Origin of the sequence: Octadecabacter ascidiaceicola, from assembly GCF_900185015.1 — a bacterium.
Taxonomy (GTDB): domain Bacteria; phylum Pseudomonadota; class Alphaproteobacteria; order Rhodobacterales; family Rhodobacteraceae; genus Octadecabacter; species Octadecabacter ascidiaceicola.
Map to the genome: position 1 here is coordinate 510509 of NZ_FXYD01000002.1, position 12977 is coordinate 523485.

The following is a 12977-nucleotide window of genomic DNA, read 5'->3' on the forward strand; positions in this document are numbered from 1 at the left end:
GTGGGAGAAATTGCTGATTTTTGTTGCGAAATGACAAGCCAAGCCGGATAGTGTTTAACGCTGAAATACCCACGTCATTGCCACCACCCGACCAAAACTTGCGCCGATTGCTCGGCTCTCTGAAAAGCCCGATCCACGATCAATTCGCATCACGGGATCTAAAAGAAATTCTGTGACCCGAAGGCCAAAATTCAAATGTACCACTCTAATGAGACTTAAATTAACCTTTTGGTCAATTAACCGCTTACCCCATTTAGGGTAAAATTACGTTTTGATCAGAAATTGCTGTAATCGTTCAAGAACTTGCGGCCATTTTACGAAGAACAGCAACTGTCCTGCGTCGGGAAACACATCAAATGTGATCCATGGGTAATCGCGACGAAACTCTGCAAGCGTTTCAGCCGGAACCTGCGGGTCCTGCAACCCATTCATCAAGATCACGGGGACTTTACCTTTCAGTGCCAGAACTGAATCCGTCCAATCGGTCGTTTCATGGGCGATGACTTCGCGAGAGAATGAATCGTGGGCGCTATGATCATCAGAAAGGCAAACTTCAGAACCTACGACGAGTGCTTCAAACACGTCTTGGTTCGCAAAGGTCGCAGTGTCGGCTTCCGATTTTCCATAAACCGCCTGAAGAAAGCCGCGTTTCCCAAGCCGCTTCGCCAAAGCAAAACCCGCTTTAACCATAAATGGCAAAAGGTGAGGGGTATAGCGCGCTCCAGCGAGGATGAAGCGGTGCCACTTATCCATCCGGTCGTATTGTTCAGCACGGGTCAGTGGAAGAACACCTGCGCAAGCCACAAGTGCAGAGATACGGCCTTCGTGTAATTGATTGAATTGACATGCAATATGCGTATCTCCGCCAAGGGTAAGCATAGGCGCGGCCTCAACATCCAGATGGTTCATCAGTGCCGCAAGATCATCGCACAATTGCGGCACATAGGGCGTGCGCTTGGGGATCGGGTCGGATTTTCCGTATCCGGCTCGAACAGGTACAATCACCTTTATACCGAGCCGTGCCGCTTCCACTTCGGCTTTCGCCGGCCAGCGTACTAAGCCGTAGTCGAGCGGAGAGTAGATCAGTGGCGTTCCATAAGGGTCGCCCAGAATGAGGTAATCCATCCGCCGCCCGTCTTCTAAGGTAAACGTCTGGAACGGGCGGGGGGGGAGCGTGTCATACCCTTGGGAAACAGATTTGGTTTTTTCTGAAACTTGGGTCGTGAACTGTGCAATTTCCATCGTCGAAAGCGTCAGGCGAACAAGCTCTGTTTGGCTGCGGGTTTCAGTCTTGGCCATGATGGACTTGAGCTGGGCACGGATCGTATCAACGCTGCGACCGCGAATATCGGCGGCTTGTTGAAGTGTATTGCCCTCGGTCAGGGCACGAACGACTTGGGATTCCGCAGGGGTAAGATCGAAGGCTGCACGCAGCATTTCGGAAAAACCGTCGGGCCAATGGATATCTGATGACAGGATCAAAACGAACGGGGCGTTGTCTGGCGTGTGAATGACACGCAAATGGAACACCACGAGACGATCGCTGTCCGCGGTATGGCCACGAAGCACCACGGGTTCATTTTGCGCACTGTTCAACATACGGGCGATGTGATGCGCGAGTTCTTCGGTGTCGCCATCGCCAAGTCGGACATCCTGCAAGCGGCTTCCGCTTTTGACGTGCAACAATTGGCTGGCACCGGCATTTGCTGCAGTGATTGTAAGGCTTTGATCCACGGCAAAGGCGGCGGAATGGTCAATCTGGTCGATGATGGATTGCGGCCCTTTGCCAACTTCGTCGCGCAGAACACGGTCCAAAACCTGATCCGCGCGTTCAACGTGGCCAACCAGTTGGTCCAGCCCAATGACAGAAGGTTGCGCGTGATGGGCTGCTAAGCGTTCAGGCCCGATCATCGCTTCCCAGTGGTCGAGCAGCGCTTCGTAGCGGGACGGATCGACGGCGACTTCGTAAAGTCGGTCGATCATTTCGTTTGTGTTCGCGACACCTTGCGAAGCCGCTGGTTTGTCATCTGTACCCATCTTCCCTCTCAGGTTGAAAGAGTAGCAGAAGTTTACCCTTGCGTCACCTTATCCGTTCAAACGTACAACTTTTCCAGGGTTGAGAATGTTGTCCGGGTCCAGTGCTCGTTTGATTTGAGCCATAACATCCCAACCCACGCCATGTTCTGCGGCCATATAGGGAAGCTTTCCCATGCCGACACCATGCTCGCCAGTAATTGTGCCGCCAAGTGCGATGGCGCGTTCGGCCATGCGGGTCGATAATTCCTGCGCGCGCCGTTTCTCATCCGCGTTGGATGGGTCAATCAGCAGGATCGCATGAAAGTTTCCGTCACCGACATGGCCCAAGATCGGGGCAGGGATCATTGATGCGTCTATGTCAGCTTGGGTTTCAGCGACAGCCTGCGCGAGTTTGGACATAGGAACGCAAACGTCCGTTACGATCGCAGTCGCTCCTTTTCGGGATGCTAGAATGGCCCAATACGCGTGGTGACGCATTTGCCAAAGCCGGTTTCGGTCTTCTGGTTTGGTCGCCCATTCAAAGGCCGAACCGCCAAACTCGGCGGCGATCTCACCAAACCGTTCCGCTTGCTCCGCGACACCCTGATCCGAGCCATGAAATTCCACCATGAGGTGCGGAGACACGGGAATGCTAGCCTTGGAATAGGCGTTCACGGCTGCAACGCTGGCGGCATCTAGGAATTCGATGCGGGCCATTGGGATACCCATCGCGATGGTCGCTGTGACCGCGTCAACGGCTGCGTCTATTGTGTCGAATGCACAGGTGGCAGCGGCGGTGGCTTCGGGTTGGCCTTGCAGTTTTAGGGTAAGCTCGGTGATGAGGCCCAATGTCCCTTCAGAACCCACCATCAACGCAGTCAAATCATACCCTGCGCTGGATTTGCGTGCACCTGACCCTGTTCGTACGATACGCCCGTCTGCCAGCACGACTTCCAGCGCCATGACATTGTCGCGCATGGTGCCGTAGCGCACGGCCGTTGTGCCACTCGCACGGGTGGAGGCCATACCGCCAAGCGACGCATTTGCGCCCGGATCGACTGGGAAGAACAGGCCTGTCGCACGCAGATCTTCGTTGAGGGCCTCGCGCGTGATACCGGGTTGAACCCGCACGGTCATGTCAGACGCGTTGACCTCAAGCACTTGTGCCATGTCACGAAAATCCATCGCAATGCCGCCTTGGATCGCAAGTGTATGCGCTTCCAAAGACGTGCCTGCGCCGTAGCCAACCACCGGACAATGGTGCCCAGAACAGATCGTCATGATCTGCGAAACCTCATCCGTTGAAGCCGGATAAGCCACTGCATCAGGCGCGATTGCATCAAAGTGAGACTCTGATTGGCCGTGTGCATCCAAATCGGGCTTGGACAGCGACAGCCTATCGCCTAACACTGTGGAAAGCGCACGAATGGCGGCGTCGATGGACATGGAATTCTCCTTCATTGGCTTGGCTGAAGACTACGTGGTTCCTTTGTTGGGGGCCAGACGTGTAGCAGGGGAAAGATATGGCGGAGCCGCAAAAGTCAGCGATACGGCAAGGTGTAGATGACGCCCTGCAAGTCTCGCGCGACATGTGGAACGTGATCCGCGATCGCGGCCCATCACAGGTGCAGTTCTGGTTCATCGCACTGCTGGTCGGCATCGCGGCGAGCTTTGCAGCCATCGGGTTTCGCTTCGGAATCGAGTCGTTGCAAGCTTGGCTGTATCGCACGGACGACATCGCCAACTTGCGCACGGATGCGGCGCGGCTTGATTGGTGGTGGATCTTGTTGATCCCAATGGCGGGCGGTTTGTTGGTCGGGCTGATCTTGGATCGCTTCACCGATGATGCACGTGTGCGGTCCGTCGCAGATGTGATCGAAGGGGCCGCACTCTATGATGGACGCGTTGAACGCCATAAAGGTCTCGCCTCAACGCTGGCGTCTTTCGTTACGCTGTCCACAGGTGGCTCGACTGGCCGTGAAGGGCCAGTGGTGCATTTGGCGTCCGTGGTGTCGACCTATGTCTGCCGACTTATCCGTGCTGACGGGGTTACGGGCCGCGACCTTTTGGGCTGCGCAGTTGCCGCGGCAGTGTCCGCCAGTTTTAACGCGCCGATCGCTGGGGCGCTTTTCGCGCTCGAAGTGATCTTGCGCCACTTTGCGGTGCATGCCTTTGCCCCGATCGTTATCGCATCAGTCGCAGGGACCGTGATCAACCGCCTTGTGTACGGGGATGTCACTGAATTCCTTATTCCAAACCAAAATGTGTTGGCCTTCTATGTTGAACTTCCAGCGTTCCTGATCCTCGGGCTGCTCTGTGGGTTGATTGCTGTGGTCCTCATGCGATCCATCTTTTGGGCGGACAATTTCGGATCAAACCTGCAAGCCCGCATTGGCATGCCGCGTTACCTGCGCCCGATGGTTGCGGGCACGTTGCTTGGCGCTTTGGCGATCTTTTATCCGCATATCATTGGCGTTGGCTATGAAACCACGTCTGACGCACTGACAGGTCGCTTGGTGATGCACGAAGCCGTGGTGTTTGTGTTTATCAAGATTGTCGCCGTTGCCATTACAATGGCGGGCCGCATGGGGGGCGGGGTGTTTTCACCGTCTTTGATGGTTGGTGCGTTGACCGGCTTGGCCTTCGGTATCGTCGCGACAGGCATTTTCCCCGACGTTTCTGGGGAAGGGACGCTATACGCGCTCGCCGGCATGGGGGCTGTCACAGCGGCAGTGTTGGGAGCCCCGATTTCAACCACGTTGATCGTGTTTGAACTGACAGGAGACTGGCAAACAGGGATTGCGGTGATGGTGTCTGTGTCATTGTCATCTGCACTGGCGTCAAAACTGGTGCACCGCAGTTTCTTTCTGACCCAATTGGAACGCCGCGATGTGCATTTGGCGGCAGGGCCACAGGCCTATCTGCTCGGGACGTTTAAGGTTGCTAGCGTCATGCGCGGGGTCGATCACCCCAAGGCGGCGGATGCCGAAACCTGTGCGACGCTGATTTTGGAAGGGACATACGTGTTCGAGGATAAAACCCTCGACCAAGCGATGCCTATCCTTGAGGCTACGGGCTCAAACTTCATTCCCGTCGTCGCACCTGCCATTGGCGATGGCCCACCTGAATTACGCGGTGCGCTGTTTCAGGTGGATGCTTTGCGCGCGTTCAACCGCGCACTGGCCGCAACCGCCGCCGAAGAACACTCTTAAACGCGTTCAACGTTCACCTTGGTTAGATCAAACGCGAGATAATCCGCAATCTGTGATACGCTATCTTTTGGGGTTTCATAAGACCAAGCCGCATCTGCAAACGTGCCGCTTTTGGCTTCCAGATTGTAGTAAGTCGCGGTGCCTTTATGTGGGCAGGTCGACGTCGTTTCGGACTTATCAAAGAACGCCATAGAGATGTCTTTACGCGGGAAATAGATCACCTCTGGGAAAGCGCCTTCAGCAAGCTCCAGCGCCTCATTGCTTTCACCAAGAACGGCGCCAGCGGCACGCACAACCCAAGTCCCAGAAGCGGCTTTGATTTTGATATGATCAGACATTCGTTTCGTCCCCCCAAAGGCAGTATTTCCGTGATCTTCATGATCAGGGATGCTGGCCCAGACGCTGTGTTTAGCGCTGAAGTGACTAAAGCGGCGCACAGGCCGCTTGCAGCCATGCCAGCGCGGATCCGTCTACAAGCGGGCCAATTTTTTGCAACGTATCAGAATGATATTGATCAATCCATGCTTGTTCGTCACGCGTCAAAAGTGTCGCATCTATTAAACGGCGATCAAGCGGTACATAGGTCAAGGTTTCGAAATCCAGCATCGCGCGGGCATCACAGCCGGTTACGGCATCGGCTTCCCGAACGACAATGAGGTTTTCAATGCGTATGCCGAAGTCCCCTTCACGGTAATATCCAGGTTCGTTGGACAGGATCATACCGACCTCAAGCGGAGTTTTCGCCCGCCGCGATAGCCCCTGCGGCCCCTCGTGCACGGACAGATAGGAACCGACGCCATGGCCCGTGCCGTGGTCATAATCCTGCCCCGCTAACCACAAAGGATAGCGCGCCAATGCGTCCAGATCAGATCCAGCAACCCCTTTAGGAAAGCGCACGCGGCTGATGGCGATCATGCCTTGCAGTACACGGGTGAAACAGGTTTTCTCATCCCCCCCAATATCGCCAATCGCAATCGTGCGGGTAATATCAGTCGTCCCGTCAAGGTATTGCCCGCCGCTGTCGACCAACAGCAAATCCCCAGGTGTAACGACGCGGTTCGTGTCCTCGTTCACTCGGTAATGAACGATGGCGCCGTTTGGCCCTGCGCCGCTGATGGTTTCAAAGGAAATGTCTTGCAAGACATTGGTGTCGCGCCGAAATCCCTCAAGCGCCGTAACCACATCAATCTCTGTCAGATCGCCCTTCGGCGCCTCGGCGTCCAACCATGTCAAGAAACGCACCATCGCCGCTCCGTCCCGCAAATGCGCTGCTCGGCTGCCGCCGACTTCAACCGCGTTCTTACGCGCTTTAGGCAAAATGCAGGGGTCAGGGCCTTCGACGATTTGCACAGATTGGTCTACCGCGCGTTTGGCTTCCAATAGGTCTAGAACCGCCTGCGGTGTAGTGGCCGGATCAATCTGGAATGTGGCGCGTTCTGCTTTCGCGAAGAACCCAGCAAGGTCATTCAATGGATAAGTTGTGACTAAATCCATTTCGTCGCTCAGATGCGCAGCCACATCAGCGTCGATTTTCGCGTCGGTGAACAGATGCACATGATCCGTCCAATCCAGAATGGCATAGGCCTGCATGACAGGATTACGCGGGATATCGCTTCCACGAATGTTCAAAAGCCAACAGATTGAATCTGGCAACGCTATAAACGCGCGCCGCAGCCCGTCCTTTTCTAACGCCGTCCCGAGACGGCTACATTTATCTTCAAATCGTTCTCCCGCCAGCTCATCCGGCTGAATGCAAATTGGTTTGCGGGGCGGGGCGGGGCGATCTTCCCAGACCGCGTCGACCAAATTTGTATGCCCGACCAGCTTAATCCCAGTCCTGTCCAGCTTTCCGCGCAAATCGCGGATTTGCCCGACAGAATAAAGCCACGGATCAAACCCAACGACGCCACCCTCAGGCAATTGCTCTTTCAACCAATCGGCCAGCTGCACTTCGGGCCAATGCACGGGCGTAAACACATCTGCCACTTGGTCGCGCACCTGCACGCGGTAGCGTCCGTCAATGAAAACACCTGCTATATCATTCAAAACACAGGAAAATCCCGCAGACCCCGTGAACCCCGTCAGCCACGACAACCGTTCATCGCAGGAAGCAACATACTCACCCTGAAACCGATCCGCTCGCGGCACAAGAAAACCGTCCAGTTTTCGCGCGCTCATCTCGGCGCGCACCGCCGCCAAACGCGCCGGCCCCGTGTCAGGCGATGATGTCACTTCAAACGTCTGGAACATCTTTACACCCTTGCTTTTGTTTCAAAAATATCCCCGCCGGAGGCGCACGCTAAACGCAGGCGATCCTGTTAGCCCGCCTTGCGCATTCCAAGAACCCGCGCGCGTTTGCGTGGATCGCTGTCAAACAGGCTGGCGAGCTGTTCGGTCATTGCGCCCGCCAATTGTTCTACATCGGTGATCGTAACCGCCTTATCATAGTAACGCGTCACATCATGGCCGATCCCGATCGCAACCAGTTCAACCGCTTTGCGTTTCTCGACCATGGCGATCACATCGCGCAGATGTTTTTCCAAGTAATTCGCGGGGTTAACGGACAAAGTTGAATCGTCCACCGGCGCGCCATCGGAGATTACCATCAACACTTTGCGGGCTTCTTGGCGGCCAACAAGACGACGGTGCGCCCATTCCAAAGCTTCACCGTCGATGTTTTCCTTCAGCAGGCCTTCCTTCATCATCAGGCCCAGATTATCGCGGCTACGACGCCACGGTGCGTCGGCCCGTTTGTAGATGATGTGGCGCAAATCGTTCAGGCGGCCCGGCTGTTGCGGGCGACCTTCGGCCAGCCATTCTTCGCGGGACAATCCACCCTTCCACGCCTTCGTCGTAAAGCCCAGGATTTCGACCTTCACCGAACACCGCTCCAATGTACGCGCCAAAACATCCGCACAAATCGCAGCAATCGAAATCGGACGGCCACGCATAGAACCGGAATTATCCAGCAGCAACGTCACGCAGGTATCGCGGAATTCGGTGTCTTGCTCGACTTTGAAGGACAATGGCGTGGTCGGGTTGGCAACAACACGTGCCAAACGACCCGCGTCCAGAATGCCTTCTTCTTGGTCAAACGACCACGACCGGTTTTGTTGCGCCTGTAGACGGCGTTGCAGCTTGTTGGCCAGTCGGGACACGGCCCCCTTTAGTGGTTCAAGTTGCTGGTCAAGGTAGGCACGCAGGCGTTCCAACTCGGCGGGTTCCGCCAAGTCTTCGGCACCAATCTCTTCGTCGTGCTCGGTGGAATAGACGATATAGTTTGGGTCGGCGTCTGACACAGGCTGCGGGGTGGGGGGCTCCATCGGGGCCTCGCCCTCGGGCATTTCCGCTTCTTCGGCCATCTCGGATTCGGCTGTGTCATCCATGCTGACCTGCGCTTCGGCGCTGTCTTGCTGTTCCTCTTGGGACTGCTCGGGCGTACCCTCAGTCTCTTCTTCGTCGCCGTCGTCCTGACCGGAGCTATCTGGCTCTTGTTCGTCCTCGCCGCCTTCATCCGCGTCTTGGTCTTCATCGCCCGTGTCGTCAGGATCGTCGCCCAACTGGTCGCCGTATCCCAAATCGGAAATTACTTGACGGGCGAATTTGGCGAATGCTGCTTGGTCTTCGAGCGTGTCTTGGAGGTCATCGAGCGTTCCGCCTGCGGAATCTTCAATAAACCCGCGCCATAGCTCCATCACATTGGCCGCACCACGGGGCAAATCACGACCCGTCGCGAGGTGGCGGATCAAGTATCCGGCGGCCGTGGCGAGTGGCGCCTCGGATGCTTCGCGCACTTGGTCATAGCCCTTGCGCAGGGCCTCATTGCCGATCTTGGCGTCGATGTTGCCTGCGGTGCCCGGCATATGACGCGCACCCACTGCCTCAACCCGCGCGTTTTCCATCGCTTGGTACAGGTCCTGCGCCATCTGGCCCTGCGGCATGTATTTGGCAGAGACTTTGACGTCATGATACTTGTGGCGCAGGGCGAAGGCATCTGCCGTGCCACGTGCGATCAACACTTCCTCGCGGGTCATGCGACGCGAAACCTGCGGCAAGCGCACGGTCTCTTGCGTCGCCCCCGGAGGGTCCACGGTGAACGTCACCGCCAGTTCAGGATCATCCGCCATGACCTTGGTAGCCTCGGCGAGCGCTTTTTTGAACGGATCAGCAGGGTTGTCGGATGGTTTGTTCATGATGTTTCGTCCCCAAAGGGCGCGCAAAATGTTTTGTCGGCCAAATAGACGGGATGTCGGCTATTCAGCTCAGGATTAATCCCATCGGGGGCAATCGTTTCGATATAGCGCCCGACGTAATTTGTGTCCTGAACCTGTGCGCGCATCTCCTCATCGTAATCTGCAAAAAGCGTGCGATCGAAGGACCAGTCAAACACGTCGCGGACCTCACCGAATGGCTTTGACATTGCCCAAATTGCATTCACCGCCAAAAAGAAAGAGTGGCAGCGCACGTTAGAGTCGGGCGCATCAGACGCAAGGGTCGTTAAAGGTTCGGGGCGCGCAAGAATGTCTGACAACTGGATATTGTCGCTTGAGACAGGTAGTGCCTGCATCACAAACGCCGCAATCATGGTTGCCTGCGCGACACTCATCCCAAGCTCAAGCTCGCGGCACTTTCCGGCAGTTCTTCGTCGAAACAACGCTGGTAGAATTCGGCGACAGTCTGGCGTTCGAGTTCGTCACATTTGTTCAGGAAGGACAGGCGGAAGGCATAGCCGACGTCTTGGAAGATGCGGGCGTTTTCGGCCCATGCGATGACGGTCCGTGGAGACATGACTGTCGACAGATCGCCGTTCATGAACGCGGTGCGGGTCAGGTCGGCGACGGTCACCATCTGCGAAATTGTCTTGCGGCCTTTGTCGGTGTTGAACGTCGGCGCTTTGGATAGGATGATGTTGGTTTCCGCATCATGGCTGAGGTAGTTCAACGTCGCGACGAGGGACCAACGGTCCATCTGCGCTTGGTTGATCTGCTGTGTACCGTGATAGAGGCCAGTTGTGTCACCAAGGCCAACGGTGTTGGCTGTCGCAAACAGGCGGAAGTTCGGGTTTGGCGTAATGATCTCGTTCTGATCCATCAACGTCAGCTTACCGTCGGCTTCCAAAACGCGCTGGATCACGAACATAACGTCCGCACGGCCTGCATCGTATTCATCAAACACAATCGCGACAGGATTGCGCAGCGCCCATGGCAGGATGCCTTCGTGGAATTCTGTAACCTGAACGCCATCTTTCAGCTTGATCGCGTCCTTACCAATAAGGTCAATCCGGCTGATGTGGCTGTCCAAGTTCACACGCACACAAGGCCAGTTCAAACGCGCAGCGACCTGTTCGATGTGCGTAGACTTACCTGTGCCGTGATACCCCTGCACCATGACGCGGCGGTTGTAGCCAAAACCGGCCAAAATCGCTAATGTGGTGTCTGGGTCAAACTTATAAGTTGGGTCAATTTCCGGCACGCGGTCACCAGCACCTTTTGGAAATCCTTTGACCTTCATGTCGGAATCAATTCCGAACATCTCACGGACCGAAATCTCTTCGGTTGGCTTCATATTTGGGTCAAGATTTTCTTCGGCCATGTTGGTGCCCTTATTTATCAAAATGTGCGTGGTCGCTTTGCGATTTGGATGCATCATATTGCGCTAAGCTGCAAGGGGAAGCGGCATTCCGATTGCTTGTATTTAGTGTTCACTCTGTCATGCTGAGCGACAAGGAGACTGCCGCCAAATGACTACGCGCGAAGACATAGAGGAAATGATCCATCACGTTGCGCTGAATGACCGCGCAGCGTTTGAAGGACTATATGCTGCAACCAGCGCGAAACTCTTTGGGATTATCCTGCGTGTCTTAAAAGACCGCGCCGCTGCTGAGGACGTATTGCAAGACGTTTACATGCGTCTTTGGAAGGGCGGGGCGCAGACATTTGCGACGGGGCGTGCCAGCCCGATCAGTTGGCTTGCCACGATTGCACGCAACCGCGCAATTGACCGGTTGCGGCGGACCAAGCCTGAAAGTGGCCTTGAAGGGGTTGCAGAGCCAGCTGATCCCGCGATGGGGCCTGAGGACCTCGTCGTGGCATCATCTGAACGCGCGCAAATCGATGGGTGTCTGGATGAGTTGAACCCGGATCGTGCCGCGGCCGTGCGCGGTGCTTATCTGGATGGGGAGACATATGCCGACCTCGCGGCGCGTTTTGATGTGCCGCTGAATACAATGCGAACATGGCTGCGCCGCAGCCTAATAAGTTTGAAAGACTGTTTGAGCAGATGAGCGACGAGAGCATCATTCCAGAAGACAACGACGATGTCCTCGCGGCTGAGCTAAGCCTTGGGCTGCTGTCGGGTGATGCGCTGACCCATGCACAACGCCGTGCCCGCACGGACTTGCGGTTTGCCAGCTTGGTTGAAGATTGGGACATTCATTTCAGTTCGCTTACGGAAACGATTGATCCGGTGGCACCACCGAAGGGCTTGTTCGACAAGATCAAAGCGCAGGCCTACCCAGAAAGCCCGCAGCGCATCTGGAAGAAACTTGGCATTCTTCCAGCGCTTATCGGAGCAGGCGCTGCGGCGCTTGTTCTGATCATCGCGATGCAGTTCGGCAATTACATGCAGCCCACAACACCGGTTGCCAGTCTTGTTGCTGAAGTAGTTGCCGAGGACGAAAGTATCATTGTCGCCGCAGCCTATGTAGAGGACAGCCAAACGCTGTTTGTTGAATGGCAGGTTGGGGACCGAATACCTGATCGCGATGTCGAACTTTGGTTGGTCGCTGATGGCGATGCGATTTCCCTCGGCGTCCTGAGCAAAGAAGGCAAAGTCACCGAAGTATCCATTCCCGCTGAGTTGCGGAACCTTTTGGTTGGCGGCGCGCTCGCTGTGTCTGATGAACCGCTTGGAGGCTCACCAACTGGTGTTGCGACAGGCGAGGTGCTTGCGGTTGGGCCAATAACCACTCTTTGATCACGCAGCGCACACATCGGTGTGAGGCGCTGAAATACTCTGAAACTTGTTTCCAGATCGATCCGTTGCTCTTGGCACCGGGGCCGCAATCACGTGGTTCCAAGTTCAACATACTGGAGACGCATCATGACTATTAAGACACTTACAACTGCCGCCGCTCTCGCTGTAACTGCTGGCATGGTTTTCGCTGACGGACACGTTGCTAACCCGATGGTTGGGGGCGCTGAAATGATGGCTGAGATGAACATCATAGAAAACGCGGTGAACTCACCGATCCACACGACACTTGTTGCTGCTGTTACGCAGGCCGGCCTTGTCGATACGCTTTCGGGATCCGGTCCATTCACTGTGTTTGCCCCAACAGACGAAGCGTTTGGCATGATCACGGATGAAACACTTGGCGCGCTAATGATGGATGACAACAAAGCACAGCTGACACAAATTCTAACCTGCCATGTGGTTGGAGCAGAAGTGTTTTCCGAAGCGCTTGCTGGCATGATCTCTGATGGCGGCGGCGCGTTCGCGGTTGAGACCTTGGGTGGCTGCATGTTGAACGTAGAAATGGACGGTGACAGCATCACGCTTACGGATGAAAACGGCCGCGTAGCGACTGTGACCATTGCTGACGTCGACCAATCCAACGGAGTGATCCATGTCATTGACCGTGTGATCCTGCCTCAACAATAAAACCCGACACTCAGATCGGGTGGCAGATCGAAGGCATTTCCCTCAGTGCGGTCGCCTTTGGTCACATCTACGTGCGTTGCGACGAAA

The 12977-nt window shown here is 55.7% G+C and carries 11 protein-coding genes; 4 read left to right on the plus strand and 7 right to left on the minus strand.

What is annotated here, in order from left to right; genetic code table 11:
* Nucleotides 1–264: 264 nt before the first annotated feature.
* Entirely contained in the window at nt 265–2037 is a 1773-nt protein-coding gene (locus tag OCA8868_RS07975) for a bifunctional helix-turn-helix transcriptional regulator/alpha/beta hydrolase (RefSeq protein WP_093996019.1), read from the minus strand.
* A gap of 48 nt (nt 2038–2085) precedes the next feature.
* A complete protein-coding gene (locus OCA8868_RS07980) occupies nt 2086–3462 on the minus strand; it encodes an FAD-binding oxidoreductase (protein WP_093996209.1) in 1377 nt (458 codons plus the stop codon).
* A 77-nt stretch (nt 3463–3539) separates the two neighbouring features.
* Here OCA8868_RS07980 and OCA8868_RS07985 point away from each other — a divergent pair, with 77 nt between their 5' ends.
* Complete coding sequence (locus OCA8868_RS07985) at nt 3540–5228, plus strand: chloride channel protein (RefSeq protein WP_093996020.1); 1689 nt, start codon at nt 3540–3542, stop codon at nt 5226–5228.
* Here OCA8868_RS07985 and OCA8868_RS07990 read toward each other — a convergent pair.
* The 5 genes from OCA8868_RS07990 to cobS form a co-directional block, all read right to left on the minus strand.
* Nucleotides 5225–5566, minus strand: a complete 342-nt coding sequence (locus OCA8868_RS07990; protein WP_093996021.1) for a DUF427 domain-containing protein — start codon at nt 5564–5566, stop codon at nt 5225–5227. The two genes, OCA8868_RS07985 and OCA8868_RS07990, sit on opposite strands and share 4 nt — an antisense overlap.
* A gap of 85 nt (nt 5567–5651) precedes the next feature.
* Nucleotides 5652–7478, minus strand: coding sequence for an aminopeptidase P family protein (locus OCA8868_RS07995; RefSeq protein WP_093996022.1), 1827 nt, complete (start codon nt 7476–7478; stop codon nt 5652–5654).
* A 68-nt stretch (nt 7479–7546) separates the two neighbouring features.
* Nucleotides 7547–9421 (minus strand): cobaltochelatase subunit CobT, encoded by a 1875-nt coding sequence (cobT, locus tag OCA8868_RS08000; protein WP_093996023.1) that lies wholly within the window; start codon nt 9419–9421, stop codon nt 7547–7549.
* A complete protein-coding gene (locus OCA8868_RS08005; RefSeq protein ID WP_093996024.1) occupies nt 9418–9834 on the minus strand; it encodes a hypothetical protein in 417 nt (138 codons plus the stop codon). The genes cobT and OCA8868_RS08005 overlap by 4 nt, the downstream gene beginning before the upstream one ends.
* Nucleotides 9831–10820, minus strand: a complete 990-nt coding sequence (gene cobS, locus OCA8868_RS08010) for a cobaltochelatase subunit CobS (RefSeq protein WP_093996210.1) — start codon at nt 10818–10820, stop codon at nt 9831–9833. Before cobS ends, OCA8868_RS08005 begins: the two co-directional genes overlap by 4 nt.
* Nucleotides 10821–10968: 148 nt before the next feature.
* Here cobS and OCA8868_RS08015 point away from each other — a divergent pair, with 148 nt between their 5' ends.
* From OCA8868_RS08015 to OCA8868_RS08025, 3 genes are all read left to right on the plus strand, one after another.
* Entirely contained in the window at nt 10969–11511 is a 543-nt protein-coding gene (locus tag OCA8868_RS08015; RefSeq protein WP_093996025.1) for a sigma-70 family RNA polymerase sigma factor, read from the plus strand.
* The gene (locus tag OCA8868_RS08020) at nt 11508–12203 is read left to right on the plus strand and encodes an anti-sigma factor (protein WP_179214810.1); all 696 of its coding nucleotides are present in this window, start codon (nt 11508–11510) and stop codon (nt 12201–12203) included. Before OCA8868_RS08015 ends, OCA8868_RS08020 begins: the two co-directional genes overlap by 4 nt.
* Before the next feature lie 126 nt (nt 12204–12329).
* The gene (locus tag OCA8868_RS08025) at nt 12330–12890 is read left to right on the plus strand and encodes a fasciclin domain-containing protein (protein WP_093996027.1); all 561 of its coding nucleotides are present in this window, start codon (nt 12330–12332) and stop codon (nt 12888–12890) included.
* The last annotated feature ends 87 nt before the right edge of the window (nt 12891–12977 follow it).

What these genes read in the sequence shown, in the direction of transcription:
- OCA8868_RS07975 (WP_093996019.1), bottom strand. Translation starts at nt 2,037, where the DNA reads ATGGGTACAGATGACAAACCAGCGGCTTCGCAAGGTGTCGCGAACACA.
- OCA8868_RS07980 (WP_093996209.1), bottom strand. Translation starts at nt 3,462, where the DNA reads ATGTCCATCGACGCCGCCATTCGTGCGCTTTCCACAGTGTTAGGCGAT.
- OCA8868_RS07985 (WP_093996020.1), top strand. Translation starts at nt 3,540, where the DNA reads ATGGCGGAGCCGCAAAAGTCAGCGATACGGCAAGGTGTAGATGACGCC.
- OCA8868_RS07990 (WP_093996021.1), bottom strand. Translation starts at nt 5,566, where the DNA reads ATGTCTGATCATATCAAAATCAAAGCCGCTTCTGGGACTTGGGTTGTG.
- OCA8868_RS07995 (WP_093996022.1), bottom strand. Translation starts at nt 7,478, where the DNA reads ATGTTCCAGACGTTTGAAGTGACATCATCGCCTGACACGGGGCCGGCG.
- cobT (WP_093996023.1), bottom strand. Translation starts at nt 9,421, where the DNA reads ATGAACAAACCATCCGACAACCCTGCTGATCCGTTCAAAAAAGCGCTC.
- OCA8868_RS08005 (WP_093996024.1), bottom strand. Translation starts at nt 9,834, where the DNA reads ATGAGTGTCGCGCAGGCAACCATGATTGCGGCGTTTGTGATGCAGGCA.
- cobS (WP_093996210.1), bottom strand. Translation starts at nt 10,820, where the DNA reads ATGGCCGAAGAAAATCTTGACCCAAATATGAAGCCAACCGAAGAGATT.
- OCA8868_RS08015 (WP_093996025.1), top strand. Translation starts at nt 10,969, where the DNA reads ATGACTACGCGCGAAGACATAGAGGAAATGATCCATCACGTTGCGCTG.
- OCA8868_RS08020 (WP_179214810.1), top strand. Translation starts at nt 11,508, where the DNA reads ATGAGCGACGAGAGCATCATTCCAGAAGACAACGACGATGTCCTCGCG.
- OCA8868_RS08025 (WP_093996027.1), top strand. Translation starts at nt 12,330, where the DNA reads ATGACTATTAAGACACTTACAACTGCCGCCGCTCTCGCTGTAACTGCT.